This is a genomic window from Pseudoduganella lutea (genome assembly GCF_004209755.1).
Taxonomy (GTDB): Bacteria; Pseudomonadota; Gammaproteobacteria; order Burkholderiales; family Burkholderiaceae_D; genus Rugamonas; species Rugamonas lutea.
Genome location: NZ_CP035913.1, coordinates 5857686 through 5884209, shown reverse-complemented (window position 1 = coordinate 5884209; position 26524 = coordinate 5857686). Strand labels below are relative to the sequence as shown.

The following is a 26524-nucleotide window of genomic DNA, read 5'->3' as shown; positions in this document are numbered from 1 at the left end:
CGCCGGGCTACCGGTCCGGCGGATAGTCGGGCCGGCGCATGCGGAACAACTGTTCGGGCGTGATCTCGAAGTAGTCGGCCGGACCGCCGCCGCGCAGGATCGGCCGGGCACCGGCCGTGTCGTAGATGCCTTCCTTGAGCAGATGCCGTGCGATGTGCACGCCCACCACCTCGCCCAGCACCAGCCAGTTGCCGGTGGCCGCACCACTCGCCGATTGCAGCGGGATGATCTGCGTTGCGCGGCATTCGAATGCCACCGGCGATTCCGCCACGCGCGGCGTGCCGATCACGCTCGACTGTGCCGGCGTCAGGCCCGCCAGAGCGAACTCGTCGATCTCGGGTGGCGCGGGGGCGCAGCTGAGGTTCATCGCCTCGGCCAGCGGGCGCGTCGCGAGGTTCCATACGAACTCGCCCGTGGCCTCGATATTGCGCAGCGTATCCTTCCGGCCCTGGCTCGAAAAGCCGATGATGGGCGGGACATAGTTGAAGGCATTGAAGAAGCTGTAGGGTGCCAGGTTCAGCACCCCATCCGCGGCGCGGCTCGAAATCCAGCCGATCGGGCGCGGGCCGATGATGGCGTTGAACGGATCGTGCGGCAGGCCGTGGCCGCGCGCGGGTTCGTAGAAATAGTAATCGTGGTCCACTCGTTCTCCGGTAAATGCGAAATCGCTGCCGGCAAATGCCGGGCAGCTTGAACATCATGTCGGGTGCGAAGGCAGGCCTCCTCAGGCCGGGCGCCCGACCCGGCGCAGCCATGCCTGCTCCTTCTCCTGCAGCGCTTCCGCCAGGTAGGCAACCATCGAATCGATCTTCGCCGATACCGCGGAATGCCGGTAGTACACCGCCTGGATCGGCCGCCGCACTTCGGTGAGCAGGTGCGGCAGCACTTCGACGAGGCGGCCACCGGCGATATCGTCGGCAATCATCCAGTCGGCCATGCAGACGATCCCCATGTCCTGCAGCGCCAGCTGGCGAAGCGTTTCGCCGCTGGTGGCCAGCACCGTCGGCACGATCCGCACCGGCTTGCCATCGGCATCCTGCAGCGGCCACACGTTCAGGATCTGCGGTTCGCTGAAGCCCAGCAGCTCGTGCCGCAGCAGCGCCGGCAGGTCGTGCGGCGTGCCGTACCGCCGCAGGTAGCCGGGTGTGGCCGCCATGCGGATGCGGGAATGCCCCAGCAGGCGGCTGTGCAGCGTGGAATCCTTCAGTTCTCCGATGCGGACGGCAAGGTCCACCCGGCGTTCCAGCAAGTCGATGAAGCCTTCGTTGCTGCTCAGGGACAGCGTCACGTTCGGATGCCGGGCACGGTAGCCCGGCATCAGCGGCACCAGCACGTGCAGCATGAACGGCGTGGCGGCGTCCAGGCGCAGTTGCCCCGACAGGTTTCCGCGCCGTGCCATCGACCGGTCCTCGGCGGACTGCACCGCCGCCACGATGTCGCGCGCATCCGGCACGAAGGCACTGCCCTCGTCCGTCAGGTCGAGACGGCGCGTCGTGCGTCGCAACAAGGCGGTGCCGAGTTTACCTTCCAGGCGTGCAAGCAGCCGGCTTACCGTGGAGACCGGCTGGCCCAGGCGGTCGGCGGCGGCCGTCATCGAGCCGGTATCGACGATGGCGAGGAAAACACCCACTTCCTCCAGGTTCAGCTTCATCTTCTCAAACCAAGCAAAAGTCTTTTGCGGATTATCCTCTTTTTCTGGAAAATCCGTGCCGCCATACTGCAGGGCCTGGTTATCCCATTGCCGTACTCAACAAGAACAGGCCTTCCCATGCATGCTTCCAACCCTTCCAACGATCTCTCCACTGAGCCCATCCCTGTCGAGGGCGCGCCGCGCAATGCCACACTGCCATTGCTGGCGCTGGCCATCGGCGCGTTCGGCATCGGCACCACCGAATTCGGCCCGATGGGGATGTTGCCGACGATCGCCAGCGGCATCGGCGTCTCCATTCCTTCCGCCGGCATGCTGGTGTCGGCCTACGCCGTCGGCGTGATGGCGGGCGCCCCCTTCATGACGCTGCTGCTGGCGCGCTGGCCACGGCGGCGCGCCCTCATCGCGCTGATGGTCATCTTCGCGATCGGCAACCTGTTGTCGGCGCTCGCGCCCGGTTATGCAAGCCTGATGGCCGCCCGCGTGATCACGAGCCTGACCCATGGCGCCTTCTTCGGCATCGGCTCGGTCGTCGCGGCCAGCCTGGTCCCCCGCGACCGGCAGGCCAGTGCCATCGCGACGATGTTCATGGGCCTGACGATCGCCAACATCGGTGGCGTGCCGGCAGCGACCTGGCTGAGCGACTACCTCGGGTGGCGCCAGTCGTTCGCCGCCATCGGCGCGCTGGGCGTGCTGGCGATGGCCGCACTGCTGATGTTCCTGCCCGCCGGCAGCAAGGGCGCCACGCCGGACGTGCGCCGCGAACTGAAGGTGCTGCTGCGCCCTGTCGTGCTGCGCGCCCTGCTGACGACCGTACTATCGTCGGGCGCCATGTTCGCGCTGTACACCTACATCAACCCCGCCTTGCGAACATTCGCGGACGCGTCGCCGGCCTTCATCACGTTGATGCTCGCGCTGATCGGCATCGGTTTCACGGTTGGCAATACGGTGGGCGGCAAGATGGCCGACCGTTCGATCGACCGGACCATCATGGTCTTCCTGGCAGTCGAAGTGGCGACGATGATCGCGTTCCCCTGGCTGGCAAGCACGCATGCGGGTGCGGCGATCGGTTTGTTCGTGTGGGCGACCGCGGCTTTCGCCCTGGTGCCGCCGGTGCAGATGCGTGTGATGCACGCCGCTGCGGAAGCGCCGGGGCTGGCGTCCTCCGTCAACATCGGCGCATTCAATCTTGGCAATGCCATTGGTGCCGCGCTCGGGGCCGCGATCCTCGATGCGAGCCTGGGGTATCCGGCGCTGATGTTCGGCGGGGCGGGACTGGCGGCGCTGGCGCTGGCGCTCGTCGGGTGGTCGGCGTATCGCGGCCGGGCGTTGCGGACGGTGCAGGGGGCGGGCCAGGAGGTGGGACAAGTGCGCGGCGGGACTGCCTGCGGCTAGCCGGCACCGGCCCGCCGGCACTCACCCGGTTGCGCCGATCGTCGCCAGCGTGTTGGCGGTAAGGCGCCCGCCGCGCGGCACGACCGACAGTCCCGCGTCGACCGCGATGTCGCCGGAATGCAGCAGGTTGCTGCGATAGAAGATCGCGCGGTTGAACTTCGCGTTGACACTTGCGGTGCGTTCGAACAGCGCCGTGTCGCCGCGGATGTAGGTGAAGCTGCGCGCGCCCTGACGCATGACCTCCTGCTTCAGGCGGGGAGCATAGCCGGCGATGCGTTGTGCATCCATGCTTTCGAAACCGGTGCTGCGATGGCGGTAGAACGAGGTGCCGCCGAACCGTTCGTCGCACAGGTAATGCACGCTGGCGATCAGGTTGCGCTCCACGCTATCGAAATGGGGCAGGCTCTGGATCGGGCGCAGCGCCTCCTGCGGCGTGGTGGCCAGCGACAGCATGCATGACAGCGGATTGATAGCCGCGTTGCCAGCAGGTCCGAACTAGCGTTCCATCACGACTGTAGGTTTTTTAATACCAATACTTATCTAGCGAGTTCAATTTAAGGGTGTTTTGTTGAACGTTCAGCTTCTAAGGAAAGGAAATTTAGAGCTTTGAGGTCAAGATCTGCAAGCGCCTTTTCGACCTCCATAACACTATCGTGTAATTTAATGTGCGTCTCGACCTGAAGTTTGGATTTCTCCGATTCCGCTTCTTCTCGTTCGGGCGTCCCAGTATAAGTTTTCCTCATTTTATCGAGGATCGGTGCCAGATTCCTATTGTAATCTCTGGCAATCTTATCGCGCTGCGCGCGCGCCGCATGACCCGCCTGAATCTCGCCGATCAGCCGTGCATGATTTGCAAATACTCCATCGAGAAATACACAGACGAGCGCAGCAGCTCCAAGAGCTTGATTTGCATCAGGAAAAAAATTTGATGCAATCGCAAGGCTGCTCCCACCAGCTACAAGCTTGAAAAAATAAGCGGTTATTCGCCTGAATTTACCCTTCTTCTCCAGTGCAAGCAAGCGATCATTTAGTTCAGAAATTTCCTTTTCAAGGAGCGATATTGGCTCGGGCATGTAATTTCTCCGATAGTTTACATCGAGATAGTTGCGCCGCCGGTGGCATCAGTATCTACCGATACCCGGATAACTAAGTTTTCGGTATTCCCATCTGCATCTCTGACTTCAATACTATATCCGCCTTGATGATTTAACCAGGTATCTCTTTTCGGCGTTATGGTAAAAGGTTGGCCACTTTGCACAATGTGAACACTGCATTCTCGACAACCCTTAAAGCGCGGCGGAGGCGGCGAATCCACAAAACAACTGATTGAAATATGCAATGCTGAATCAGCAATAACTTCAACGCTGAATGGCTGCCCAACCGTAACTTCATTTGATGAGGAATTTACAGAATAGATCACAGCGCCCCCTTGCAGTTAATTATTAAAAATCCTCGACTGCGCCGAAAGCGCATTACCACTAATCAAGCCTTAAATATAATAATGGATCAGGATTATGCTGAAATACTCGGATCTTAAAATTACATCCATTAGTAAATCGAACGCCTAGCGACCACCCTGTTGCGGGGCCGTAATTTTAAATTATCCAAGCGTACACTTTACCCCAGCGAACAAGAGTAGCCAACTAGGACTGTTGTAACGTGACTCTTAATTCGGTTTTTAATTGGACGCGGCTTGGCAACTCATGCGGCTATTGCGCCAATGTACCGTCATGAAATTTTGCGTATGCGCGGCATAGTGCAACGACGTAGTCGAACGTACAGCCATCTCCCACACACCGGCGATCGCACGGGCAGGACACGGCGAAGCCTGGACGTAACTTTATGCAGTTCTTTAGCGCCATCCTGGTCGAAACCCGGCACCACAGTCGTCTCATACAGCGTGTTGCCCAATTTGCGAATCAAGACCGTGTCGGCAGCGCAGCAGGTCGGCGCTTCCACTTTGACATGGATACCCACGCCGAGACCGAACATGAGAACGAGTGCCGCTGGACCATCTAGTACTTCAGGCCGATCGAGATGCCCAACTCATGCGGTGCTTTCCGGATTGGTTTGGTTAGCGGCTCCAGTCCCCGCAGTTTCATGTGCTCCGGCAGGCCGTCTGCGTTGCGGGAGCTCTTGATCCAACAATGCGCTGACGTTTCTTGGCCAAGTCGACGACGTCCGAGCAGGTCGTTTCCTGCGCCAACCATCTCGCGTTGGTGCCGCGCTCGGGGCCGCCATCCTCGATGCGAGCCTGGGGTATCCGGCGCTGATGTTCGGCGGGGCGGGACTGGCGGCGCTGGCGCTGGCGCTCGTCGGGTGGTCGGCTTATCGCGGTCGGGCGTCGGGGACGGTGCAGGGGGCAGGCCAGGAGGTGGGACAAGTGCGCGGCGGGACTGCTTGCGGCTAGCCGGCACCAGCCCGCCGGGGCTCACCCGGTCGTGCCGATCGTCGCCAGCGTGTTGGCGGTGAGGCGCCCTCCGCGCGGCACCGCCGACAGTCCCGCGTCGACCGCGATGTCGCCGGAATGCAGCAGATTGCTGCGGTAGAAGATCGCGCGGTTGAACTTCGCGTCGACGCTTGCGGTGCGTTCGAACAGCGCCGTGTCGCCGCGGATATAGGTGAAGCTGCGCGCGCCCTGCCGCATGACCTCCTGCTTCAGGCGCGGCGCATAGCCGGCGATGCGTTGTGCATCCATGCTTTCGAAACCAGTGCTGCGATGGCGGTAGAACGAGGTGCCGCCGAACCGTTCGTCGCACAGGTAATGCACGCTGGCGATCAGGTTGCGCTCCACGCTGTCGAAGTGGGGCACGCTCTGGATCGGGCGCAACGCCTCCTGCGGCGTGGTGGCCAGCGACAGCATGCATGACAGTGGAGTAATCGGCGGAGTGACTGCGGCATCGCCACCGGCGCCAAACGTGGCCAGCAACAGGTCGCGCAATTGGGCATACACCTCGCTCGCGTATGCCATGTCCAGGGGCTTGCGGATGCCGGGATAGAAATCCCCCTCCTGCCGCTGGAACGCCGCCCCGCTCTCGGCCCAGGCCAGCATGGCTTCGGGGTCGAGCAACAGGTCGTCGACGATCAGGACGGGCTCCCGCTCCACGCCGACGTGCAGCACCTGATGAACAGGGGATCGGTGAAGGGCGAACATCGGTACCATGGCCGTATCCATCGATTACGCCGCGCGCGCAAGCCGCTTGTTGCGCCGGTCGATCATGGCATAGACGTGGCCGAGCGAGGCCAGCATGGTGTAGGCCGGGGCAAGGAAGCCCTGTGCGTGCAGGGTGGCTACCGCTTCCCCGTCGAGTTGTGCCAGGCGGGCGTCATCGATCGTGTACAGGCCCTGCACCGAGGTCGTGTCCCCGTTTTCAAACGTGATCTCCAGCTGCATGGGTAACAGCAGCTTGAACTCGACGAGCATGTCGATGAACTGCCGTGTCGGCGCTTCGCCGTTCAGCAATTCGGCCAGGCGCCCCTTGGCTTCCTCCAGGCAGGGCGTCTCCAGGCCATCGGCGTCGAAGATGGGCTCGCCGTCGTGACCGATGCTGGCGTGCCCGGTGTCGATGCACACGACAAAGTGCTCGCCGTCCGGGGCTTTGCCAAGGAAGAATGGCTGCCGCGAGACTTGCAGCGGCACGTAGATGGCGTCCCATCGCCCGGCGTCGACGAACAGGTTTTCGCTGTCGTGAAAGCCGAACAGCGCGACGCAGGCAAAGCGGCCGGTGTCCTTGTCCTTGGTGAAGGCGATCGGGTACTGGACGACGAGTTTCAGGAATTCGCTCAATACCACCGGCACCATGTTCAGTGCCGCGCCCGCGGCTTCGACCCGCCCTTTGTCGACGCGAACCTGCCGGTGCACCGTGTTGTCCAGTGAAACGAGATGTGCCATGCGTGTCTCCTTTGTTGTTGTGGGTTGCTACACCGTGGGCAAGCCGTAGGCGTGAATCCTGGCGATCAGGTCGCGATGGGCCGGCAGCATTTTCAGCGCCCTCCTGACGGCTACGCTGTTCTGCGACAGCTGCTCCTGCGCCGCGCGCCCTTCGCTGGGCGACGGCCGCAGGAATTCCGGGTCCGTCCTGAAGCCCATGCCGTACAGCACGTACTGGTAACTGGCGGCCGGGAACACCTCGTTATTGCTGGTGAAGTCGCAGTTGCCGGGCGGGCGGTAGCGCCACAGCCGCATCAGGTCCTTCAGGCTGTCCGGAATGGTTTCGGGGTCCCGGTTGTCGGTCCAGAAGGCATTGTCGGTGCGCTTGCTGAGGATGTAATGCAGCTTGAGGAAATCGATGATCCGGTCCCAGCGATACAGGAAGGTCTCGTTGAACCGGCGGGCGACGATGTCCATGGTGTCGCGGGTGGCGGGCAACTGCTCGGCCAGCATGTCGGCCGACAGTTCCACCAGCACCAGCGCCGACGCTTCCAGTGGCTCGAGGAATCCGGCAGCCAGGCCGACGGCCACGCAGTTGTTTTTCCAGAACAGCTGGCGATGGCCGGAGCGGATCGGAATGCTGCGCGTGCCGACCGACTTGCCGGCCGGCCCGATGTACGCGCGCAGCGCAGCTTCCGCCTCGTCGTCGCTCGTGTGCCGGCTGGAGTACACGTAGCCGATCCCGCGCCGGGTCACCAGCCCGATATCCCAGATCCAGCCTGCCGCCTGCCCGGTCGAGATGGTGTGCGAGGCGATCGGCGCATCCTCGCGCTCGTACGGCACCTGGGCGGCAATGGCCTTGTCGATGAACAGCACGTCGCTCCGGTCGACGAAAGGCACCTCCAGGTGCTTGCCCAGCAGGAGGGATGAAAAACCGGTGCAGTCGATGAACAGGTCGCCCGCGATCTCGCCCTGCTGCGTGGTGACGATGGCCGCGATGTCGCCATTGGACGCGCTCCTGACGGCTGTCACATCGCCCAGGACATGCTCCACCCCCAGCGTGGCGGTGCAATGGCGCGTCAGGAACGTGACGAATTTGCCGGCGTCGAGGTGGTAGGCATAGTTGGCCACAGAGGCGTATTCCGGCGTGGTGATCATTTTCGGCGCCAGCCCGTGTTCGCAGACCTGCTCCTGCAGGCACACGGTGTCGGAGAACGAGCGCCCGGCGCAGGCCGTTTGCCAGTAAGGCACCAGGTCCAGCTGGCCGAAGCCTTGCGGCAGCATCAGCGGGTGGTAGTAATAGTCGTCCGAGGTACCGTCGACCCAGCGTGCGAACTTGGCGCCCTGCTTGAATGTCGCCTCGCACTCGCGCATGAAGTCGCTTTCCGAGATACCCATTTTCATCAGCGTGCTGCGCATGGTGGGCCAGGTGCCCTCGCCCACGCCGATCGGGCCGATGGATGGCGACTCGACCAGGGTGACGGTGATACCGCTGTCCGCCCGTGCATGCCGGGCCGCGATGCGCCCCGCGGTAATCCAGCCGGCCGCGCCGCCGCCGACGATGACGATGTGTTTGATTTGCTGGTTCATGTCTGCCTGTTATCAATGATTGGCAATGGAACGGTTCAAATGGAGGGGCGCCGGCGCGTTTTTGACCATTTTTGGCCCGCGCCCCTCCCGTCACGTCAGAACTTGGCGATCAGGCCGAGCGCGAAACGGCGGCCCGAATCCTCCGCCAGCAGGAACTGGTTCGTGTAGCGGCCATACTTCTTGACCACCGCTTCGTTCAGGTTCGTTGCCTCGAACACCACCGACAGGTTCTTCGACACCTCGTAGCTGCCGCTCAGGTCCCACTGGCCATAGGCCGCCACCTGGGTCACGCCGTCGCCGTTCTGCTGGGTGAGCGATTGCAGGAACTTGTCGCGCCAGTTGTAAGCCAGGCGCAGCTGATACGGCCCGCGTTCGTAGAAGCCGACGACGTTGGCCGAATCGCTGATGCCGGTCACCGCGAACTTCTGGGTGATGTCGCCCGGATTCAGGTTGGAGTCGCTACGCACGACGGTGCCGTTGACGATGAAGCCCAGGCCGTTGTCGAACGTGTGCTGCACTGCCAGTTCGAAGCCGTGCACCACCGCCGATGGCCCGTTGCTGGGCCGGGTCAACGTGAACACGGCCGGGCCATCGGCCGCATCGGGCTTGAGCTTGTCGGTACCCGTGCTGGGGTCCGTCAGCACGCCGGTACTGGTATCGAACTGCCGCGTCGTGTTGCTGGACACGATGAAATTGCTGACGTCTTTCCAGAAGAATCCACCCGAAATGTAGCTGGCCGGCTTGTAGTACCACTCCAGCGACAGGTCGAGGTTATTCGACTCGAAGGGCTTCAGGGTCGGATCGCCGGAGGAGGCGGTCAGCGTGCCCGGGCGGGTCGTGACGATGTTGGTGGCCGGCGACAGGTCGTCGAGGCGCGGCCGCGTCAGCGACCGGTAGACGGCAAGGCGCGCCACCAGCGCATCCGTCACTTCCATGCTGGCGTTCAGGTTGGGCAGCACCGAGTAGTACGAATTGCTGACGTTGATGGCCGACTTGGCGCCATACACGGCGCTGAGCTCCGTGGCATCGAGCACGTTCAGCCGCTCGATATTGCCCTGGGTGCCGGACACCTTGATGTCGGTGTGTTCCAGCCGGGCGCCGGCCGTCATCCGCACGGGCATGTCGGCCAGTGCCCCCGCGAATGCCAGTTCGAGGTAGGCCGACGTGGTTTTTTCCTCAACCGCATAGGAATTGTCGCGCACCACGGCATCGAAGTTCTTCCCGCTCTGCTGCTCGACGAACGCAAACTGCTTCTCGCCGTCATGGCGCAGCCAGGCAGTGGGCGTGCGGCCGCTGCCGCTGACGCCACGCAGGAAGTCGCTGCCCGCGTTGAACACGCTGAGGGTGCCGGCCGGAATGGCCGGCAAATCCGCATAGCCGCAATACGTGCAGTGGATCCCCACGCCTTCGTTGTCCCAGCGGGTGAGCGACTTGGTCTCCTGCGAGCGCTGCACACCGAAGCGGGCCGAGACCAGGCCCTCGCTGCCGCCCTCTTTCCACACGCCGTCGACCTTGTACTGCCGGATCGCGTCGTCGACGGCCCAGCCACGGCGCAGCATCACGTGCGCGCGCGCGTTGGCCGGGTCGAGGTAGTTGCCGACGGAATGGGTGACCGGCCGGCCCTGGGCATCGAATTCGTACACCAGCCCCGTCGCCGGCGCGGCGAATTCGCTCACCCAGGGCAGCGTGGACGCATCGGACTGGAAGCGTGCGCGGTTCTTGTAGCCGATCAGTGACAGCTGGTCGCCGCCGCCGTTGTTGGGCTCGCGCGTCGCATCCGATTTCCACGCATCGAAGACGATATTGAGCTTGTTCGAGATCTTCCAGTCGGCTTGCAGGCCGAACGACTTGGTGTTGGTGAGCCGGTCGAATTTCTTGGCATGGAAGTCCGTTGCCAGCCCCACTTCCTGGTACAGGTCGGTGATGGTGCCATTCGCATCGGTGCGGGCGCGCTGCACGTTCGGCGCGGTGAACCAGTGGCCGTAGGATGTGGCATCGGTCTTGATGTCGAAGTCGGAATACAGCGCGTCCGCCGTCAGCGTCAGCGCGCTCGATGGCCGGTATTGCAGGACCAGGTTGGCATTGGTGCGGGTGCGCTCCTCGAACGTTACCTTGGTGTCGTAGTTGCGGGGTGAGAACACGGCGCCCGCGAAGCCGGCGCCGTCATTGAGTTCGCCGGTCGGGATGCCGGCGTTTTGCAGCCAGCCATCCGTTTGCGCCTGGTTCAGGCGCGTCCTGGCTTTCTTGCGCGAGACCGCGACCAGGGCACCGAACTTGCCGTTGGCGAAGGTATCGCTGACGAGGAGCGAGTACTCGGGCGTGGTCTCGCCGCGATTGTCGTCGTGCAGGGCCTTGACCGAACCGGCCACCTTGAATCCGCCCAGGGCCAAAGGCCGCGCGGTGGTGATATTGATGGTCGAGCCGATGCCGCCCGACTGCTGGGTGGCCGTGCCCGTCTTGAAGACATTGATGCTGTTGACCAGGTCGGCCGAGACGGTATCGAAATTGAACGCGCGGTTCTCGTTTTCCGAGGCGACCTGGCGACCGTTGACGAGCACCGTATTGAAGTCGGGACCGAAGCCGCGCACGGTGACCTGCTTGCCCTCGCCGCCCGAGCGGTCGATCGAGACGCCGGTGATGCGCTGCAGCGATTCGGCCAGGTTCTGGTCGGGGAACTTGCCGATGTCTTCCGCCGAAATGGCGTCGACGATGCCGCTGCCTTCACGCTTGGTGTCGAGCGAGTTAATCAGGCTGCGCCGGATGCCCTTGACCACCACGGTGTTGGCGCTGGCGCCCTCGCCGGCCCCTGCGGGCGCGGCCTCCTGCGCCGCGCTGTTCTGCGCGGCCGTAAGCATCGCCGTGAAGGCCAACACGATATTGGAAACGTTTCTATTTTTTCTCATTGCGCTCCTCTACTCCTTCTATTGTTGTGCTATTGGGGGAAGACTCTCGCACTGTGGACGGCGCGAGCAGAGCAAGCCGGCAGGTGATTCGACAGGCATGGTGCACGCCTGGTGCCGTGCAGCGATGGTATGTCAATAATGCAAGTTCAGAAACGATTTACGTCGTGTTGATGTAGTTTTGGTACAGCGTGTTTCCTTTCCCGGCAAGTTGTGCTAATCGGGTCGACGCTGGCACGTATCGATCCGACAACCGCGCCAGATCACAGAAAATTTTACCGAGGGAAAAGGTCATTGGCGGCGTATCCTCGGCTGGCTGTGCTTGCCGGACAAGTTGGCACGAAACCACTCAGCCGCCAAACAGAGCCCCCTTAGTTTTACTACACCAGCCGTTGCTAATCAGAACGGGACTGGTGGCCAGTTCTGTGTCCTGCCAGGCATTGACCGGACACGGCGCGCAACGCCGGCGTTCCGTCAGAACGCGTGCCGCACCCCGAACGCGACGCTGCGGCCCCGCAGCGGCGACTGGTTCTTCACGAACGAGGTATGGGCAAAGGCCAGTTCATCGGTGAGGTTGGTGCCCCGCGCATAGAATTCCAACGACTGTCGCGAGCCCATGTCCCACCGGTAGACCAGCGTTGCGTTGACCATGTTGTAGCCTGCCGTCCCGGTTTCATAGGCGGCGATCCGGCTCTGGCCGAACGTGCGGGACACGTCGAGATCGGCCGAGAGCGGCCCCCAGTTCCGCTCGTAGCGCACACCAAGCCGGCCACGGGGGATGCGCGGCAGATGGTCTTCCATGCTCTTCATGCGGGCATGGACATAGTCGCCGGACACCGTGACGCGCGAAGCGGGCGTTACCCGGTAGCTCACTTGGCCATCGATGCCGGCGAAGCGCACGTCGGCCGCCGTGTAGGCCAGGAAGTTGTGCGCAACGCCAGTCGCCTTCTCGGTCTCGATCAGCCGCGCGAAAATGTAATCGCCGACGTCCTGGTAGAACACGCCGATCTCGGCATCGAGCGGACCACCGGTCTTTCGCAAGGTCAGGTCGATCGAGTTCGTCGACTCGAGCACGTCCCCGGCGGGGCGCTTGCCTTCCTTGAAGATGGGATTATCGACTGCAAGCCCGAGTTCGTAGCTGTTGGTCGAGAGATTGTTGCCACGGGCGTAAAGCTCGCGCACGTTCGGCGCGCGCTCGGTATGGCCGAACGACAGCCCCACCGAATACCCCTGCCCCATGGTCCAGGTGCCGCCCAGCGACGCCGAGAAAGGATTGTGCTTCGTGCCGGGATTCCTGGCGAGGAAGCTGTCGACCGCCTCGGTCTCGATGATCCGCCGCCAGTCGCTCCCGTACCATTCGGTGAACATCGCTTCATACTCGGGCGTCATGGTGGCCAGGAACGTGGGCGCCGGTACGCGTATCTCGCGCCAGTCCTTGCGCACCGCGAGTTCGAGATCGACCGCGCCAAAGGAACGGCGCTCGCTCAGGAACAGGCCGATGTTTTTTGTGACGTGATGGTAGGGCGGCACAAGTCCGTAGGCATTTTCAGGGAACGGCACATGCAGGTCTTCGACGTTGATGCCGCTGAAGGTGCCGTCCGTGTACTGTGCGCCCAACGTGCCCGTAAAGCCCAGCAAAGGCCGATGGGTCAGCTCGAAGCGTCCATCCTTGACCTTGTTGGTATAGCGCGTGAACAGCTTGTCGCCATCGATCTCGTCGTGCGCGTAGTCGGTGTGGGACAGGCGCAGGCGCGCATGGGAAATCCCCGGCAGCGGGTCGTCATGGTCCGCACGGATATCGACCCGGTCGCTGCGCAGCCGGATGACGGCGGCATGGCTGTCGGGGGAGCCGAAGGGATCGTCGAACCCGCCGTGTGCCGTGCAATGCAGGTCCATGTCGTGCGTATGGCACACGCCGTTCAGGTGGCTATGACCCGGGAGGCCATAGTGGCTTTTCATGCGTGTGAACGCGGCGCCGATGTAGCCCTTCGACGTGATCCACGACGCACCGAATGCGTAGCTGGTGTTCTCGGCGAAGGAATCGCGCAGCGCATCGGCGCCATAGGCATCCGGCACCTCGTAATCGTCGGCATGACGGCGCACGCCCTCGGCGTGGACCGCGAACCGGCCCATGCTGGCGGTGACGCGACCGACGGCCGTCTTCTCGTTGTCGCCCGTGCCGTAGCGCACTTCGGTCGCACCCGCCAGGCCGCCGGCCGGCAGCCTGGTCGGCACTTTACTGTCGATCAGGTTGATCGCCCCATTGACGGCGTTCCCGCCATAGCGGACAGCGGCCGGACCGCGGATGATCTCGATCGCGTCGAGCAGCAGCGGGTCGGTCGTGACCGCGTGGTCCGGCGAGACCGAGGAAACGTCGAACAGCGCGGCGCCATCGCTCAGGATCTCGACGCGTGGCAGGGTCTGTCCGCGGATGACGGGGCGCGACGCGCCGCCGCCAAAGCTGTCCAGGTGCACACCCGGCAAGCCGGCGATGGTCTCGCCAAGCCCGCCTTGCCGGCGATGTACCAGCTCGGCGCCGGACAAGGTCTGTGACGGCGTGGTCACGGGCCAGGCATCCGCGGCCCGGCTTGCGCTGATGGTCACCGTGTCGATCCCACCCGACACGGCCTGGGGATCGGATTCCATTGCCTGCGCCCACAGGACGGTAGGCAGCATTGCCAGGACACTGGCGGCTTCCCTCAGTGCGGGTCTTTTTTTCATGTTCATGTTTTCCTGTTTGAATTGATCGCGCCATGGCCAACGCTGCATCGCTGCGCCACAGGCTGGCATGCTCACGATGCGTGCGGTGATAATGAGACACCATTATCATTAAAAGATATGCATTAGGCAAGACGTTGTCTTGGCGTCGTGGCACCCGGGGAAGAACACCGCACACGGAGCATGGTTGATCGACAACACGGGCGCGGTATAATCACGGCCGGGTGTTCGTATCGTTGGGGTACGGCAGGACGCGCGATGGTCGGGCCGCCACGCGGCTTTTTCGCGACCATCATGAACATCACTGTCCTGACCTGCAACGATTCTCTCTTTCTTCCCCTCGCCTTCCATGCCGCGCCGGAGGCGGCATGATGCGCGTCGAACGCAGCCTCTCCCGCACCTTCAAGGCATTCATCCAATCGAGCAAGGCCGGCGGCGTGGTGCTGATCCTGTGCACGCTGGTTTCCCTGTCGATCGCCAATTCTTCGTTTGGCGCCGCCTACCTCGGCTTCTGGCATCAGGTCGTCGCCGGCCTGAGCGTGGAGCACTGGATCAACGACGGACTGATGGCGGTGTTCTTCCTGCTGATCGGTCTCGAACTCGAACGCGAGCTGTATAACGGCGAATTGTCCGACCTGCGCAATGCCGCACTGCCGATGCTCGCGGCGGCCGGCGGCATCGCCGTCCCGGCGCTGATCCACTTTAGCCTGAACGGTGGCACGCCCACCCAGCCGGGTGTCGGCATCCCGATGGCGACCGACATCGCCTTTGCCCTTGGCGTGCTTGCCCTGCTCGGCAGCCGGGTACCGGCCTCGCTGAAGATCTTCCTGACGGCACTGGCCGTGATGGACGACCTGGGCGCGATCATCGTCATTGCCCTGCTCTATACGACCGACCTGTCCTTCCTTTATCTGCTCGGCGCGCTGGCCGTGTTTGCCGCACTGATGGCGATGAACCGGCTGCTGCGCATCATGGCTCTGCTGCCCTACCTGATTGGCGGTGCGCTGATGTGGTTCCTGATGCTCAAGTCGGGCGTGCACGCGACCATTGCCGGCGTTCTGCTGGCCTTTGCGATCCCGTATTCCACGAAGGAGGACGACACCGCGTCGCCCTCGCACCGCCTCGAGCATTTCCTGCACAAACCGGTCACCTTCCTGATCCTGCCGATTTTCGCACTGGCCAATACGGGCATCGTGATCGGCGCGGACTGGGCTGCGGAGCTGGCGAGCATCAACAGCCTGGGCATCATCGCCGGCCTGGTCGTCGGCAAGCCGGTCGGCATCGTCCTGTTCAGCTTTGCAGCCGTGGCGCTGAGCCTGTGCCGCCTGCCGCTCGACCTGGGCTGGCGGCACATCGCGGGGGCGGGATTGCTGGGCGGGATCGGCTTCACGATGTCGATCTTCATCACCAATCTCGCGTTCACGGGCCAGGCGGACGTGATCAATGGCGCGAAGATGGCCATCCTGGCCGCATCGCTGCTTGCGGGCGTGCTCGGGTTCGTGTGGCTGAAGCTGCGGGGCGCCCCGCTGGCAGGCGACTCGGATCCCGACACCATGGATCTGAAGCAGGCTGCGCCACGGTAGGCGCTTCGCGCGGCTTCATTGGCTGCGGGCGCGGCCCGCCGTCAGTGCAGGACAGCGCGCAAGGAGGATGCCTCGAAATAGATGTGGCGGATCGCGGGATGCCCGGCCGCCACCGCCGCCTCGAGCCGGGCGATCGCCTGCTCCACCTCGTCGATCGGCATGCCGCGCCGGAACTGGACGGATGCCGCGAGCAGCAAGTCGCCAGGGCCCATCTGCATGGTGCGCAAACTTGCCACCGACTCCAGTGCGCTCTCGCGTGCAAACAGCGCGTGCAGGGCCGCCAGTTCGTCGCGGTCGATGCTTTCGCCCACCAGCAGGCCGCCGGTTTCCCGCGCCAGCATCGCGGCCGCGCCCACCAGGAGCAGGCCGATGAGGATCGAGGCGGCCGGGTCGATATACGGATTGTCGAAGTAGTGGCCCAGCGCGATGCCGGCCGCGGCGATCGCGATGCCGAGCAGCGCGGCCGAGTCTTCGATGAAGACCGTGAAGACCGATGCATCCTTGCTGGCGCGAACGGCCTGCCACAGCGACGTGCCGGGCCTGCGTACGGCGTTCAGGGCCTCGCGCGACACGTTCCAGCTGTAGCCCTCGAACACGGCGGCGGCCCCGAGCACGACATAGTTCCACAACGGGTCTTCCAGCGGCGGCGGGGCCTGGAGCGCGGCGACGCCGTGGTAGATCGACAGCCCGCCACCCAGCGAAAACACCGACAGCGCGACGATCAGCGCCCAGAAGTACAGCGACTTGCCATAGCCGAACGGATGCTGGCGGTCGGGCGGGCGCGCACTGCGCCGCTCGCCCAGCAGCAACAGCAGTTCGTTGCCCGTGTCCACGGCCGAGTGGATGCCTTCGGCCACCATCGCCGCGCTGCCGGTGATGCCTGCCACGGTGAACTTGGCGGCGGCGATGCCCAGGTTGGCGACGATCGCGGCGTAGATCACTTTCTGCGATGCTTCGCGCGATGGGTCTGGCGCCGGGGCGGCCGCGGGCGGCAGGCCGGCGCCGCCCTCCTCTACGCGTTCACCCTTCACTTTGTGCGTGGCGTCGTCCATGGTTCCCTGCCGGGGCGTGCACGCGGTGGCAATGCTCAGGATTTCTTCGGCGACCGGCGAGTGCGCGAACGGCTCGTGCGGGACTTGCGCCGCGATGCCGAGCGGCTCGGCGGCTTGTGGCGTGTCTTTGTCTCGCCGCTCTTGGCGCGCTGCTTGTTGACGATGCGGGCGGCAACCTCGTCCTCGCGGCCGGCATACCGTTTTTCCTTCTTGAACTTGCGCTCCAGCTTCTTGGCTTCGCGCTCGCGCTTCGGGCTCGCTCCTCGCGGCATGGTTTTCTCCTTGACGTTTTTTGCGATGGTACTCAGCGTTGCGCGACGGCGGCGCACGCCAGTCGTGCGCCGCGTCAAGCCGTGGCGGTAGCAGGCTTTATGCCGCACGAAAGGGCATGGCAAGCCGGTGGATCAGGCCTTTGCAGGCTCGGCAAATTTTTCGGCAACGGGTCCGTGCGCGGCGGCGGACTTGCCGTGCCGGATCAAGCCGATGGCCACCGCGGCGATCACGGCCGGGATGGCGATCGCGATGAAGTTGTACTGGAGGGGCAGCATCATGCCGACGAGCGTGCCGATCACGATGGGCGCCATGATCGCGCCGGCGCGGCCCACGCCGGAAGCCCAGCCGATACCAGTGGTGCGCACTGCCGCTGGGTAGAACTGGCCGGCGTAGGCGTAGGTGACGATCTGGGTGCCGATGGTGGAGGCGCCGGCCAGGCCGACCAGCACGAACAGCACGGGTGTCGATACCGGATAGCCGAGCAGCGTGATCGACACGGCGGCCAGCGCATACATGGCCACCAGCACATACTTGATGTGGAAGCGGTCGGCCAGCCAGCCGCCGCCGACCGCACCGATGACCGCGCCGAAGTTCAGCACCAGCACGAACGTCAATGCCGATCCCAGGCTGTAGCCTGCTCCCGCCATCAGCTTCGCCAGCCACGAGCTCAGTGCATACACCATGAACAGGCACATGAAGAACGCGATCCAGAACATCACCGTCGAGAAGCCGCGGCCATCCTGGAACAGCCGGCCGATCGGCGCACCGGAAGCACGGTCCGCCGACGGCAGCGCGTAGGCATCGTCGTGCCGCGGCATGAACGTTGGCTCGAGTTTGCCGATGATCTCCGTCACCTCGTCGAGCCGCCCTGCCCGCACCAGGAACGGCAGGGATTCCGGCAGCGACTTCAGGACGAACGGAATCAGCACGACCGGCACGCCGGCGGCCAGGAATACCGATTGCCAGCCCCACGCCTCGATCATGCCCTTGCCCAGCAGCGCTGCCAGCATGCCCCCCACGGCATACCCTGAAAACATCAGGGTGACCAGCGTGGCGCGGATTTTCTTCGGCGCGTATTCCGTCATCTGGGCCACCACGTTCGGCATGACTCCGCCGATCCCGAGTCCTGCGAGAAAACGCATCGCGCTGAACACATATGGATCGTTCGTCATGCCAGCCGCGGCGGTGAAGACGGAAAACAGCGCCAGGCAGATGGCGATGGCGGCGCGGCGGCCGATGCGGTCGGCGATCGTGCCGAGGAAGATCGCGCCGAACATCATGCCGAACAGCGCCGAGCTGACCATGAATCCGGCATTCTGCGCGGTGATGCCCATTTCCTTCATGATCGAAGGCAGCGCGATGCCCGCCACTGCCAGGTCATAGCCGTCGCAGATGATGATGATGGCGCACCATGCCAGGATGCTGGCATGGAAGCGGTTGAACCGGGCGTTGTCCGCCATGCCTTGCACGTCGATTTGCCGCATGATGCGTGTCTCCTTGCTGGATTGGTGTTGTTGCGAATCGTTGTTTCAGCGTGGCCGCGAAGTGATCGAGGCTGCGTCCGGCCTGGCGGGTCTTCGCCCTTATCCCTGGTCTCCGCCACCGACCGGCAGCACGCTGCCGGTGATGTACGACGCTTCGTCGGAGGCAAGGAACAGGATGGCGGCCACCTGCTCGTCGATGGTGCCGTAGCGATGCATCGGGCTGCTCGCCACGGTCTGGTCGACGATCCCCTGGTACCACACCTGCTCCCGCGCGCTGAGCGGCTCGGGATTGCGCGGCACCACGCGGGGCGGCGCTTCCGTGCCGCCGGTGGCTACCGCGTTGACACGGATGCCGTCCTGCGCGTGCTCCATTGCCAGGCTGGCCGTCAATGCGTTCACGCCACCCTTGGCCGCCGAATACGGGATGCGGTGGATGCCGCGCGTGGCTACCGACGATATATTCACGATCGCACCGGCGCCCTGCGCGAGCATCGCGGGCAGCACGGCCCGGCAGCACCACAGCGTGGGGAACAGCGAACGACGGATTTCAGCCTCGATCTGGTCTTCTTCGTATTCCTGGTAGGGCTTGGCCCAGATCGTGCCACCGACATTGTTGACCAGCACGTCGACGCGGCCGAATCCGGCCAGTGCCGCGTCGATCACGGCAACGGCGCCCGCGTAGCTCTCCAGGTCGGACTGCACTACGGCGACCCGGGCCCCCAGGTCGATGCATTCCGCCGCCACCTGCCGCACCAGGCCGGCGCGGTCGGCCAGCACCAGCCGGGCCCCTTCGCGTGCGGCGGCCAGCGCCACGCCGCGGCCGATACCCTGCGCGGCGCCTGTCACGATCACGACCTTGCCGCGAAACCGTTCACGGGTGTTGTTCGGTTCTTGCGTCATGTCAGGCTCCGCTGGTGGACGAGAATTTCTCGAAGTGGAAGCTGGCCGGCGCCACGCCGGTTTCGGTGAACCAGTTGCGCACCGCATCCACCATCGGTACGGGGCCGCACAGGTAGACATCGACGTCCCCGCCGTTCATCCAGCACGGCTCGACATGCGCGGTTGCGTAACCCTTGCGCGGGTGACTGCTGTCGACCGCCGCGGCCGTGGTGACATAGCTGAATTGCGGGTTGGCTGCGGCGATGCGATCGAGCTGCTCCAGGCCCACGAGGTCATGGTCGTTGGTCACCGCATAGACCAGCCGCACCGGATGCGTCAATCCCTGGTTCGCCAGCACATCGAGCATCGACAGGAACGGTGCGATGCCGGTGCCGCCAGCCAGCATCAGCACCGGGCGCTCGACCGGGCGCAGGTAGAAGCTGCCGAACGGGCCGGTGAAGGCAATGGCCTGCCCGGGCGACGCGTCCCGCGACAGGAACTCGCTCATCCGGCCACCGGGCACATTGCGCACCACGAAGCGCGCCTGCCGCAAACCGGGCGGCGAACTGAACGAGTACGAGCGGGTCAGTTCCGTACCGGGGATGCCGACATTGACGTACTGCCCGGGCAGGAATTCGGGGCTGGTACCATCGAGATCGATGGCAAACGTGATCGTCGACGCGGACAGATGCTCGATGGCGGCAATCCTGCCGCCGAAGGTGGCCGGCCCCGATTTGCAGGCAGCCGACGTGGCCGGAATCTTCACGACGCAATCGGACGTGGGCCGCATCTGGCAGGCCAGCACGTAGCCTTGGGCGGCATCGGCAGGTTCCAGCGCGTCGTCGATATAGCTCGACGCCGGCATGTCATAGCTGCCGGACTCGCAATGGCCGCGGCATGTGCCACAGGCGCCGTCGCGGCAGTCCAGCGGGATGTTGACCTTTTGCCGGTAGGCGGCGTCGGCCAGTTTTTCGTCGTGGTTGCAGGTGATGAAGCGGGTGATCCCGTCTTCGAACTGCAGGGCGATGCGATGAGTGTTCATCACCTGTCTCCTTCTCGTTCGGTGAATGGCTAAATGTGATACACGTCGATGACCTGTTTGATGTAATCGTTTTTCAGCACGACATACTTGTCGAGGATGCGCGGCTGGTCTCCGCCGAAATCGATCACGTAGCGCGACATGCCGAAGTACGCGAAATCGGTCTTGTAGCGATGGCTCAGCGTGTTCCAGTTGAAGCGCACGGTGACGCGCGTGCCTTCGACGCCCACCACTTCGATGTTGGCGATGTTGTGGCTGGTGCGCGTGTCGGGAATCGTCGCGCTCGAGCGTTCCGTCTTGATGCGGAAGACGCGGTCTTCCAGCCCCTGGCGGGTCGGGTAGTAGATCAGCGAGATTTCCCGCTGCGGGTCCGTCACCAGCGTGCCGTCGTCGTCCCAGGAAGGCATCCAGAACCGTGCATCGGGGTCGTAGCACGCGAGCCACTCGTCCCACTGCTCGTCGTCCAGCAGGCGCGCCTCGCGGTACAGGAAGGCCGCGATCCGTTCCAGGTGGACCGCGCTCATGGCTGCACCGCCGTCTTCGCCAGGGCCTTCTGCATCACGTCGAGCCAGTAGCGGTGCTGCACCGTGTACAGGCCTTCGTCCTCGGTACGCACGCCCGACATTACCGGTTGCAGGCCGATCGCCCTGGCTGCCTCGTCCGGTCCCTTGATCCAGTGCGTCGCGCCGCGGCACATGTCGTTCCACGCCATCGCCGCGCCGGCGTAACCGGCCTGGCACGCGCGGAACTCTTCCAGGTCGTCGGGCGTCGCCATGCCGCTGACGTTGAAGAAGTCTTCATACTGGCGGATGCGGCGGGCGCGCGCGTCGTCCGGCTCGCCCTTGGGCGCGATGCAGTAGATCGTCACTTCGGTCTTGTCCACCGAGATCGGTCGCAGCAGGCGGATCTGCGACCCGAACTGGTCCATCAGGTACACGTTCGGGTACAGGCACAGGTTGCGCGAGCGCTCGATCATCCAGCGCGCCGTCCCCTCCCCGAACTTTTCCGCATACTCGGCGTGGCGCGGATGATTCGGCCGGTCCTGCGGATTCGACCATTGGGTCCACAGCAGCATGTGGCCGTGCTCGAACGCGTAGAACCCGCCGCCTTGCCGGCCCCAGGTGCCGGCGTCCATGGCGCGGATCTTGTCTTCGCGGCCCGGCTGCGCTTCCTGTTCCTTGCGGCGGTTCGTCGTCGCCGCATAATTCCAGTGCACGGCGGAGACGTGGTAGCCGTCCGCGCCGTTCTCGGCCTGCAGCTTCCAGTTGCCGTTGAACGTGTACGTCGACGCGCCGCGCAGCACTTCGAGTCCGTCGGGCGACTGGTCCACGATCATGTCGATGATCTTGCCGGCGCCGCCAAGGAATTCTTCCAGTGGCACCACGTCCGGATTGATGCTGCCGAACAGGAAGCCGCGGTAGCTGGCGAACTTCGCCACCTTCTTCAGGTCATGCGAGCCTTCCTTGTTGAAGCATTCCGGGTAGCCGGCGCCTTCCGGATCCTTCACCTTCAGCAGCTTGCCGCTGTTGTTGAAGGTCCAGCCGTGGAAGGGGCACGTATACGTCGCCTTGTTGCCTCGCTTGTGGCGGCACAGCTGCGCGCCGCGATGGCTGCAAGCGTTGATGAACGCATTCAGTTCACCGTGCTTGTTGCGCGCGATGAAGACCGGCTGGCGGCCGATGTGCGTGGTGTAGTAGTCGTTGTTGTTCGGGATCTGGCTTTCATGGGCCAGGTAGATCCAGTTGCCCTCGAAGATGTGGGTCATCTCCAGTTCGAACAGGTCCGGATCGGTGAAGGCGCTGCGGTGCAGCCGGTAGTCGCCACGGACTTCGTCTTCAATGAGCAGGCCGTCGATGGATGACGGCGCCCCCGGCCTGGCGGGATGGATCGGGATCGTGATGCGCTGGTTCATGGCGAGACTCCTCAAGCGGTGGCGCGGGTGTAGTCGATGTCGGTGGCCGGTTCCTGCTGTGTCGTGCCGGTCTCCTGATGGTTTGTCGTGCTCGGCGGTCGAATCGCCGGCATTGGTCTCAGTCGCGGAATCATATTTAATTCGTATAGTCGAAAGCGATATGAGTACAATAGACTGGGTAAAACTGCCAGTCCAACACCGTTTTGGTATATTTATGATACTTTTAAGGTATAGAGATGGAACTACGCCACCTGCGTTACTTCGTTACCGTGGCCGACGAGCAGAACTTCACCCGCGCGGCGGAACGCCTGAACATGGCGCAGCCGCCGTTGAGCCGGCAAATCCAGCAACTGGAGGAAGAGCTGGGCGTGGCCCTGATCGTCAAGGGCGCCCGCCCCGTGCGACTCACGGAAGCGGGCACCTTCTTCCATGCCCATGCGCAGGAGCTGCTCGCCAAGGCTGCCGACCTGAAGGCGATGACGCGGCGCGTGGGCGCGATCGAACGAAAGCTGTCGATCGGCTTTGTCGCCTCGACGCTCTATGGGCTGCTGCCGGAAATCGTGCGACGCTATCGTGAGCAATACCAGGAAGTGGAGATCAGCTTCAATGAGCTGACGACGATGGAGCAGTTGAAAGCGTTGAAGGATGGCCGCATCGATGTGGGCTTCGGCAGGCTGAAGTTCGAGGATGCGGCGATCCGCCGCATCGTGCTGCGCGAGGAACCCCTGATCGTCGCCCTGCCGGTCGGGCACCGGCTGGCGCAGGCGGCGGGGCCGCTGAAGATGTCGGACCTGATGCAGGACACGCTGATCGTCTACCCGAAGGCACCGCGCCCCAGCTTCGCGGACCAGGTGCTGGCAACGTTCAGGGACCGCATGCTGGTGCCGCAGCAAGTGCTCGAAGTGCGTGAACTGCAGATCGCCATCGGCCTGGTCGGCGCGGGCCAGGGCATCGCGATCGTGCCGGACAGCCTGCAGGGAATGATCCGCACGGATGTGTGCTACCGGCCGATCGACGACCGCCAGGCGGTCTCCCCCATCATCTTCAGCGCCCGGGCAATGGACCGCTCGCAGGAGCTGGTCAACATGCTGGCGGTGATCTACGCCATCTACGAGGAACGCGGGATTCCCCACACTGCCCAGGAACTGTGACTTCCGCTACCTGAGCAACTACACGGGGGGCTGCGGGTCAATGGCGCCTTGGAACGCCTACAACACGCACCGCGCCAGGATCGGCTGCGTTTCGGTGGCCGGCAGCGGCATCGAAATGAAATAACCTTGCAGCTCGTCGCAATCGAGCTGCTTCAGTTGCCGGGCCTGGCCTGCCGTCTCCACGCCTTCCGCCACGACCCGCATGCCGAGCGCGTGGGCCATGGTGATGATCGCCGTGAAGAAGACGCTGCCCTCTTTGGTCTTCTCCAGCTCGGCGGTAAAGGCCTTGTCCACCTTGAGCACATCGAAATCGAGCCGCTGCAGTTGCGACAGTGACGAGTAGCCGGTGCCGAAATCGTCTACGGCAAGGGCAATCCCCAGCTGCTGCATGTCTTCGAGGGATTCCGACACGTGGACGTTATCGGCGGTCATCGATGATTCCGTCAGTTCGATCTCGACGAGTTCAGGGGCGATGCCATGGCGCGTGAGCGCCTTGCGCAGCACCTCGGTCACGTCGGATTCGTTGAACTGGCGGGGCGACACGTTGATGGATACCGGGACGACGTGCCGCCCCTGCCGGGACCAGTGGGCCATCTGCGCGCAGACCTTGTCGATCACGACTTCGCCGAGCTCGACGATCAGCCCCGTTTCTTCCGCAAGAGGAATGAAATCGATTGGCTCGAGGAGTCCCCTGGTGGGGTGGGCCCACCTGACCAGTGCCTCCAGGCTGCACGTCTCGCCCGTAAGCACGTCAATGCGCGGCTGGTAGTACATGATCAACTGGTCGGTGTCGAGCGCGTGCCTCAGCTCCGCATTGCGGTCGATCTTCGCGCGGATGGTCTCGTAGTATTCCCGATCGAAGAAACGATAGTTCATCTTGCCGCTGGTCTTGACGGCATACATGGCCGCGTCGGCATGCGTGAGAAGTTCCTGCATTTCCGTGCCATCCTCCGGGAACAGGCTGATGCCGATCGAAGCACCGACAGGGTAGCTGCCCTCTGCGACGTGGAACCGTTCCTGGAAGGCCTGCAATACGCGTTCGGCAATGTGGGCGACCGCGGCACGGTCGTGCACCTGCTCGATGATCACGATGAATTCGTCGCCGCCGACCCGCACGACATGGTCCGCCGGGCGCACCGCCAGCTTCAGGCGTTTCGCGACATTGCGCAGCAGCGCATCCCCGCTATGGTGGCCGGCCGTATCGTTCACGTTCTTGAAGCCGTCGAGATCGATGAACAGCAGCGCCACCATGCCGCGCCTGGCGGTGGCGCGCTGCAATGCTGCGGGCAGGTAGGCAGTCATCCAGTGGCGGTTGGGCAGCCCTGTCAGCCCATCTTCATTGCCGCGGCGCTCGAGTTCGAACATATGCTGCCGGCTTTCGGTGATATCGCAGGCGGTTACCGACAACAGGCCTTTCGAATGCGCCATCTTCACGCGGTACCACTTTTCCCGTCCATTCTTGAACGGCACTTCAATATCGTCTTCGAAGACGCCGCGTTCGACGGCAACGATGAAACGCTGCAGCAGCCGGGCGCGCCAGTCGCTCCTGTCCGCCTCGTGAAGGTGCGACAGCCGGGCACCGATCATGGCCTCGCGCGGCCTGCCGTACAGCTCGGCCCCGGTCCTGTTGCAGTCGATCACCTCGAAGTCGACGATGGCAGTGTTCCTGTCCCGTATCACACGGCAGATGTAGAACCCTTCGCTACCCTCTTCCGTGGCGAGCCGGTACGCTTCGCGGGTGAGTTCCATCTGGTACTTGCGCCAGCCGAGGCGCAGCGACAGCGCCATGGCGACCACCGTGAAAAGGGCCAGGACGACCGTGCTGATGGTCGTGCGCGCCAACGTCGTCGCCCTGACCTTCTCGAAGGCGGCGAACGCTTCCTGCTGGTCGACGCCGGCAATGGCGATGACCGGATAGCCCGGCACCTTCTGCCAGCCGAGGTAACGGTTGCGCCGGTCGAGGAACCACGCGGCGCCATCGACAAGCATGCTGCCCCCGGGCCTGGCCATCGGTTCGCCGCGCAACGCCGACGCAGCCAGCGCCGTGGCGGCGAAGGGACTCGTAGTCGACTTGTAGACGCTTTCGCCAACCCGGCTGGCCCGGATGGCGCCGTCGGTGCCCAGGATCGACAGCAGCCCGTTGCCGCCGAGCGCGACCCGGTCGTAACTGGCCATCAGGTAGGCTGGCGCCACCGCCGCGCGCACCACGCCGGCGAAGCTTCCATCGTTGCCGGTGAGGCGCCGTGAAAAATGCACGACACTGCGCCCGGTCGACCGGCCGATGGCCGCCGCGCCCACGTACAGGGTGTCGGCCACTTGCGTTTTGTGGAGCCGGTCATCATGGACGCGGAAATACATCCTGTCCGACACATCTTCCGAGCGGACCGGCAGCGTATTGGTGATCAGTTTTCCATCCGTGCCGACGATGCCGACATTGAAGATGGGCGTGGACGGAAACAGGCCGGGCGCGCTCGGGCCTTCCAGCCGCAGGCGCTGTTCGCTGAGCGCCCACTCGAAACGCACGTGCTGCAGGATCTGGTCGATCATGTGGAAGGTCCGGCCCAGGTGCCCGGCATACCCCCGCGCTATGGCGGCGGCATCGCGCAGCGCATCGTCTTCCCGGGCGCGGCGCTCCCTTTCGAGGGTATCGAGGATGGATACCCAACCGAGGACGGCAATGCACAGCGACAGGATCGGCCAGAACAGGATGAGCCTCGAGCGCCGCGCGACAAAGGAAATGCCAGGTCTGAAATCCATGGATGGCGGACGCACGATCGGCAAAGAGCTACCTGCGCGTCGACAGGCACTCGGTTGCATTGGCTCGGCAACGGCGCCGAGGTTTCACGCCTGGGGCGCGCTATCGCGCGCCGGGGCCAGGCCCGGCATACCCTTGTAAAACATGATGATCTTGCAGAAAGAGCAACCAGTGTACCCGATATGCGGGGATGGCGGCTGCACGGCCAGGGCATCGTTTACCAGCCGCGACATTGTCGGGTAAGCTCCCGGTTCCTCCGTTCCAGGGAACTTCG

At 63.9% G+C, this 26524-nt stretch carries 21 protein-coding genes; 3 read left to right on the top strand and 18 right to left on the bottom strand.

Translation table 11 applies throughout. The features are described 5' to 3' along the window. Window positions 1-7: 7 nt before the first annotated feature. Together EWM63_RS24935 and EWM63_RS24930 are read right to left on the bottom strand one after the other, a co-directional pair. Entirely contained in the window at window positions 8-643 is a 636-nt protein-coding gene (locus tag EWM63_RS24935) for a flavin reductase family protein (RefSeq protein ID WP_130188931.1), read from the bottom strand. 81 nt (window positions 644-724) lie between these two features. Next, window positions 725-1651, bottom strand: a complete 927-nt coding sequence (locus tag EWM63_RS24930) for a LysR family transcriptional regulator (RefSeq protein WP_130188930.1) — start codon at window positions 1649-1651, stop codon at window positions 725-727. A 117-nt stretch (window positions 1652-1768) separates the two neighbouring features. Between EWM63_RS24930 and EWM63_RS24925 the strand changes: the two genes are divergently transcribed. Then, on the top strand, window positions 1769-3043 hold the full coding sequence (locus EWM63_RS24925) for an MFS transporter (protein ID WP_130188929.1): 1275 nt from the start codon (window positions 1769-1771) through the stop codon (window positions 3041-3043). A gap of 21 nt (window positions 3044-3064) precedes the next feature. Here EWM63_RS24925 and EWM63_RS24920 read toward each other — a convergent pair whose 3' ends face one another. From EWM63_RS24920 to EWM63_RS24885, 8 genes are all read right to left on the bottom strand, one after another. Further along, complete coding sequence (locus tag EWM63_RS24920; protein WP_259772516.1) at window positions 3065-3514, bottom strand: DUF6445 family protein; 450 nt, start codon at window positions 3512-3514, stop codon at window positions 3065-3067. A gap of 83 nt (window positions 3515-3597) precedes the next feature. Further along, window positions 3598-4116, bottom strand: a complete 519-nt coding sequence (locus EWM63_RS24915; protein WP_130188927.1) for a hypothetical protein — start codon at window positions 4114-4116, stop codon at window positions 3598-3600. Window positions 4117-4133: 17 nt separating this feature from the next. After that, window positions 4134-4463, bottom strand: a complete 330-nt coding sequence (locus EWM63_RS24910; RefSeq protein WP_130188926.1) for a hypothetical protein — start codon at window positions 4461-4463, stop codon at window positions 4134-4136. A 1011-nt stretch (window positions 4464-5474) separates the two neighbouring features. Next, window positions 5475-6206, bottom strand: a complete 732-nt coding sequence (locus EWM63_RS24905) for a DUF6445 family protein (protein ID WP_130188925.1) — start codon at window positions 6204-6206, stop codon at window positions 5475-5477. Between the two features lie 15 nt (window positions 6207-6221). Further along, window positions 6222-6935 carry a SapC family protein gene (locus EWM63_RS24900; protein ID WP_130188924.1) on the bottom strand — a complete coding sequence of 238 codons (714 nt, stop codon included), beginning with the start codon at window positions 6933-6935 and terminating at the stop codon, window positions 6222-6224. A 27-nt stretch (window positions 6936-6962) separates the two neighbouring features. Further along, window positions 6963-8504: a tryptophan halogenase family protein gene (locus EWM63_RS24895; RefSeq protein ID WP_130188923.1), complete on the bottom strand. Its 1542-nt coding sequence runs from the start codon at window positions 8502-8504 to the stop codon at window positions 6963-6965. A gap of 95 nt (window positions 8505-8599) precedes the next feature. Next, the gene (locus EWM63_RS24890; protein ID WP_207221150.1) at window positions 8600-11407 is read right to left on the bottom strand and encodes a TonB-dependent receptor; all 2808 of its coding nucleotides are present in this window, start codon (window positions 11405-11407) and stop codon (window positions 8600-8602) included. 471 nt (window positions 11408-11878) lie between these two features. After that, complete coding sequence (locus EWM63_RS24885; RefSeq protein ID WP_207221149.1) at window positions 11879-14125, bottom strand: TonB-dependent receptor domain-containing protein; 2247 nt, start codon at window positions 14123-14125, stop codon at window positions 11879-11881. A 365-nt stretch (window positions 14126-14490) separates the two neighbouring features. Here EWM63_RS24885 and nhaA point away from each other — a divergent pair, with 365 nt between their 5' ends. Next, the gene (nhaA, locus tag EWM63_RS24880) at window positions 14491-15705 is read left to right on the top strand and encodes a Na+/H+ antiporter NhaA (protein ID WP_130188921.1); all 1215 of its coding nucleotides are present in this window, start codon (window positions 14491-14493) and stop codon (window positions 15703-15705) included. 41 nt (window positions 15706-15746) lie between these two features. Here nhaA and EWM63_RS24875 read toward each other — a convergent pair whose 3' ends face one another. The 7 genes from EWM63_RS24875 to benA form a co-directional block, all read right to left on the bottom strand. Further along, complete coding sequence (locus EWM63_RS24875; protein ID WP_130188920.1) at window positions 15747-16757, bottom strand: cation diffusion facilitator family transporter; 1011 nt, start codon at window positions 16755-16757, stop codon at window positions 15747-15749. Between the two features lie 35 nt (window positions 16758-16792). Continuing rightward, window positions 16793-17029, bottom strand: a complete 237-nt coding sequence (locus tag EWM63_RS24870) for a hypothetical protein (RefSeq protein ID WP_130188919.1) — start codon at window positions 17027-17029, stop codon at window positions 16793-16795. Window positions 17030-17161: 132 nt separating this feature from the next. After that, complete coding sequence (locus EWM63_RS24865) at window positions 17162-18514, bottom strand: MFS transporter (protein WP_130188918.1); 1353 nt, start codon at window positions 18512-18514, stop codon at window positions 17162-17164. Window positions 18515-18613: 99 nt separating this feature from the next. After that, window positions 18614-19414 (bottom strand): 1,6-dihydroxycyclohexa-2,4-diene-1-carboxylate dehydrogenase, encoded by an 801-nt coding sequence (locus EWM63_RS24860; RefSeq protein WP_130188917.1) that lies wholly within the window; start codon window positions 19412-19414, stop codon window positions 18614-18616. Window position 19415: 1 nt separating this feature from the next. Then, window positions 19416-20435, bottom strand: coding sequence for a benzoate 1,2-dioxygenase electron transfer component BenC (gene benC, locus EWM63_RS24855; RefSeq protein ID WP_130188916.1), 1020 nt, complete (start codon window positions 20433-20435; stop codon window positions 19416-19418). Between the two features lie 29 nt (window positions 20436-20464). Further along, window positions 20465-20956, bottom strand: a complete 492-nt coding sequence (benB, locus tag EWM63_RS24850; protein ID WP_130188915.1) for a benzoate 1,2-dioxygenase small subunit — start codon at window positions 20954-20956, stop codon at window positions 20465-20467. Beyond that, window positions 20953-22344, bottom strand: a complete 1392-nt coding sequence (gene benA, locus EWM63_RS24845) for a benzoate 1,2-dioxygenase large subunit (protein ID WP_130188914.1) — start codon at window positions 22342-22344, stop codon at window positions 20953-20955. Before benA ends, benB begins: the two co-directional genes overlap by 4 nt. A gap of 236 nt (window positions 22345-22580) precedes the next feature. Here benA and EWM63_RS24840 point away from each other — a divergent pair, with 236 nt between their 5' ends. Continuing rightward, entirely contained in the window at window positions 22581-23495 is a 915-nt protein-coding gene (locus EWM63_RS24840) for a LysR family transcriptional regulator (protein ID WP_130188913.1), read from the top strand. A 57-nt stretch (window positions 23496-23552) separates the two neighbouring features. On the opposite strand, the gene EWM63_RS24835 is transcribed toward EWM63_RS24840, so the two are convergent. Then, window positions 23553-26267, bottom strand: a complete 2715-nt coding sequence (locus EWM63_RS24835) for a bifunctional diguanylate cyclase/phosphodiesterase (RefSeq protein WP_229487986.1) — start codon at window positions 26265-26267, stop codon at window positions 23553-23555. Window positions 26268-26524 lie beyond the last annotated feature (257 nt).

Coding starts and splice junctions, on each gene's coding strand:
- EWM63_RS24895 (WP_130188923.1), bottom strand. CDS start 8,504: ATGAACCAGCAAATCAAACACATCGTCATCGTCGGCGGCGGCGCGGCC.
- benC (WP_130188916.1), bottom strand. CDS start 20,435: ATGAACACTCATCGCATCGCCCTGCAGTTCGAAGACGGGATCACCCGC.
- EWM63_RS24875 (WP_130188920.1), bottom strand. CDS start 16,757: ATGGACGACGCCACGCACAAAGTGAAGGGTGAACGCGTAGAGGAGGGC.
- EWM63_RS24890 (WP_207221150.1), bottom strand. CDS start 11,407: ATGAGAAAAAATAGAAACGTTTCCAATATCGTGTTGGCCTTCACGGCG.
- benA (WP_130188914.1), bottom strand. CDS start 22,344: ATGAACCAGCGCATCACGATCCCGATCCATCCCGCCAGGCCGGGGGCG.
- EWM63_RS24860 (WP_130188917.1), bottom strand. CDS start 19,414: ATGACGCAAGAACCGAACAACACCCGTGAACGGTTTCGCGGCAAGGTC.
- EWM63_RS24905 (WP_130188925.1), bottom strand. CDS start 6,206: ATGGTACCGATGTTCGCCCTTCACCGATCCCCTGTTCATCAGGTGCTG.
- nhaA (WP_130188921.1), top strand. CDS start 14,491: ATGATGCGCGTCGAACGCAGCCTCTCCCGCACCTTCAAGGCATTCATC.
- EWM63_RS24900 (WP_130188924.1), bottom strand. CDS start 6,935: ATGGCACATCTCGTTTCACTGGACAACACGGTGCACCGGCAGGTTCGC.
- EWM63_RS24865 (WP_130188918.1), bottom strand. CDS start 18,514: ATGCGGCAAATCGACGTGCAAGGCATGGCGGACAACGCCCGGTTCAAC.
- EWM63_RS24925 (WP_130188929.1), top strand. CDS start 1,769: ATGCATGCTTCCAACCCTTCCAACGATCTCTCCACTGAGCCCATCCCT.
- EWM63_RS24930 (WP_130188930.1), bottom strand. CDS start 1,651: ATGAAGCTGAACCTGGAGGAAGTGGGTGTTTTCCTCGCCATCGTCGAT.
- EWM63_RS24915 (WP_130188927.1), bottom strand. CDS start 4,116: ATGCCCGAGCCAATATCGCTCCTTGAAAAGGAAATTTCTGAACTAAAT.
- EWM63_RS24870 (WP_130188919.1), bottom strand. CDS start 17,029: ATGCCGCGAGGAGCGAGCCCGAAGCGCGAGCGCGAAGCCAAGAAGCTG.
- benB (WP_130188915.1), bottom strand. CDS start 20,956: ATGAGCGCGGTCCACCTGGAACGGATCGCGGCCTTCCTGTACCGCGAG.
- EWM63_RS24885 (WP_207221149.1), bottom strand. CDS start 14,125: ATGAAAAAAAGACCCGCACTGAGGGAAGCCGCCAGTGTCCTGGCAATG.
- EWM63_RS24840 (WP_130188913.1), top strand. CDS start 22,581: ATGGAACTACGCCACCTGCGTTACTTCGTTACCGTGGCCGACGAGCAG.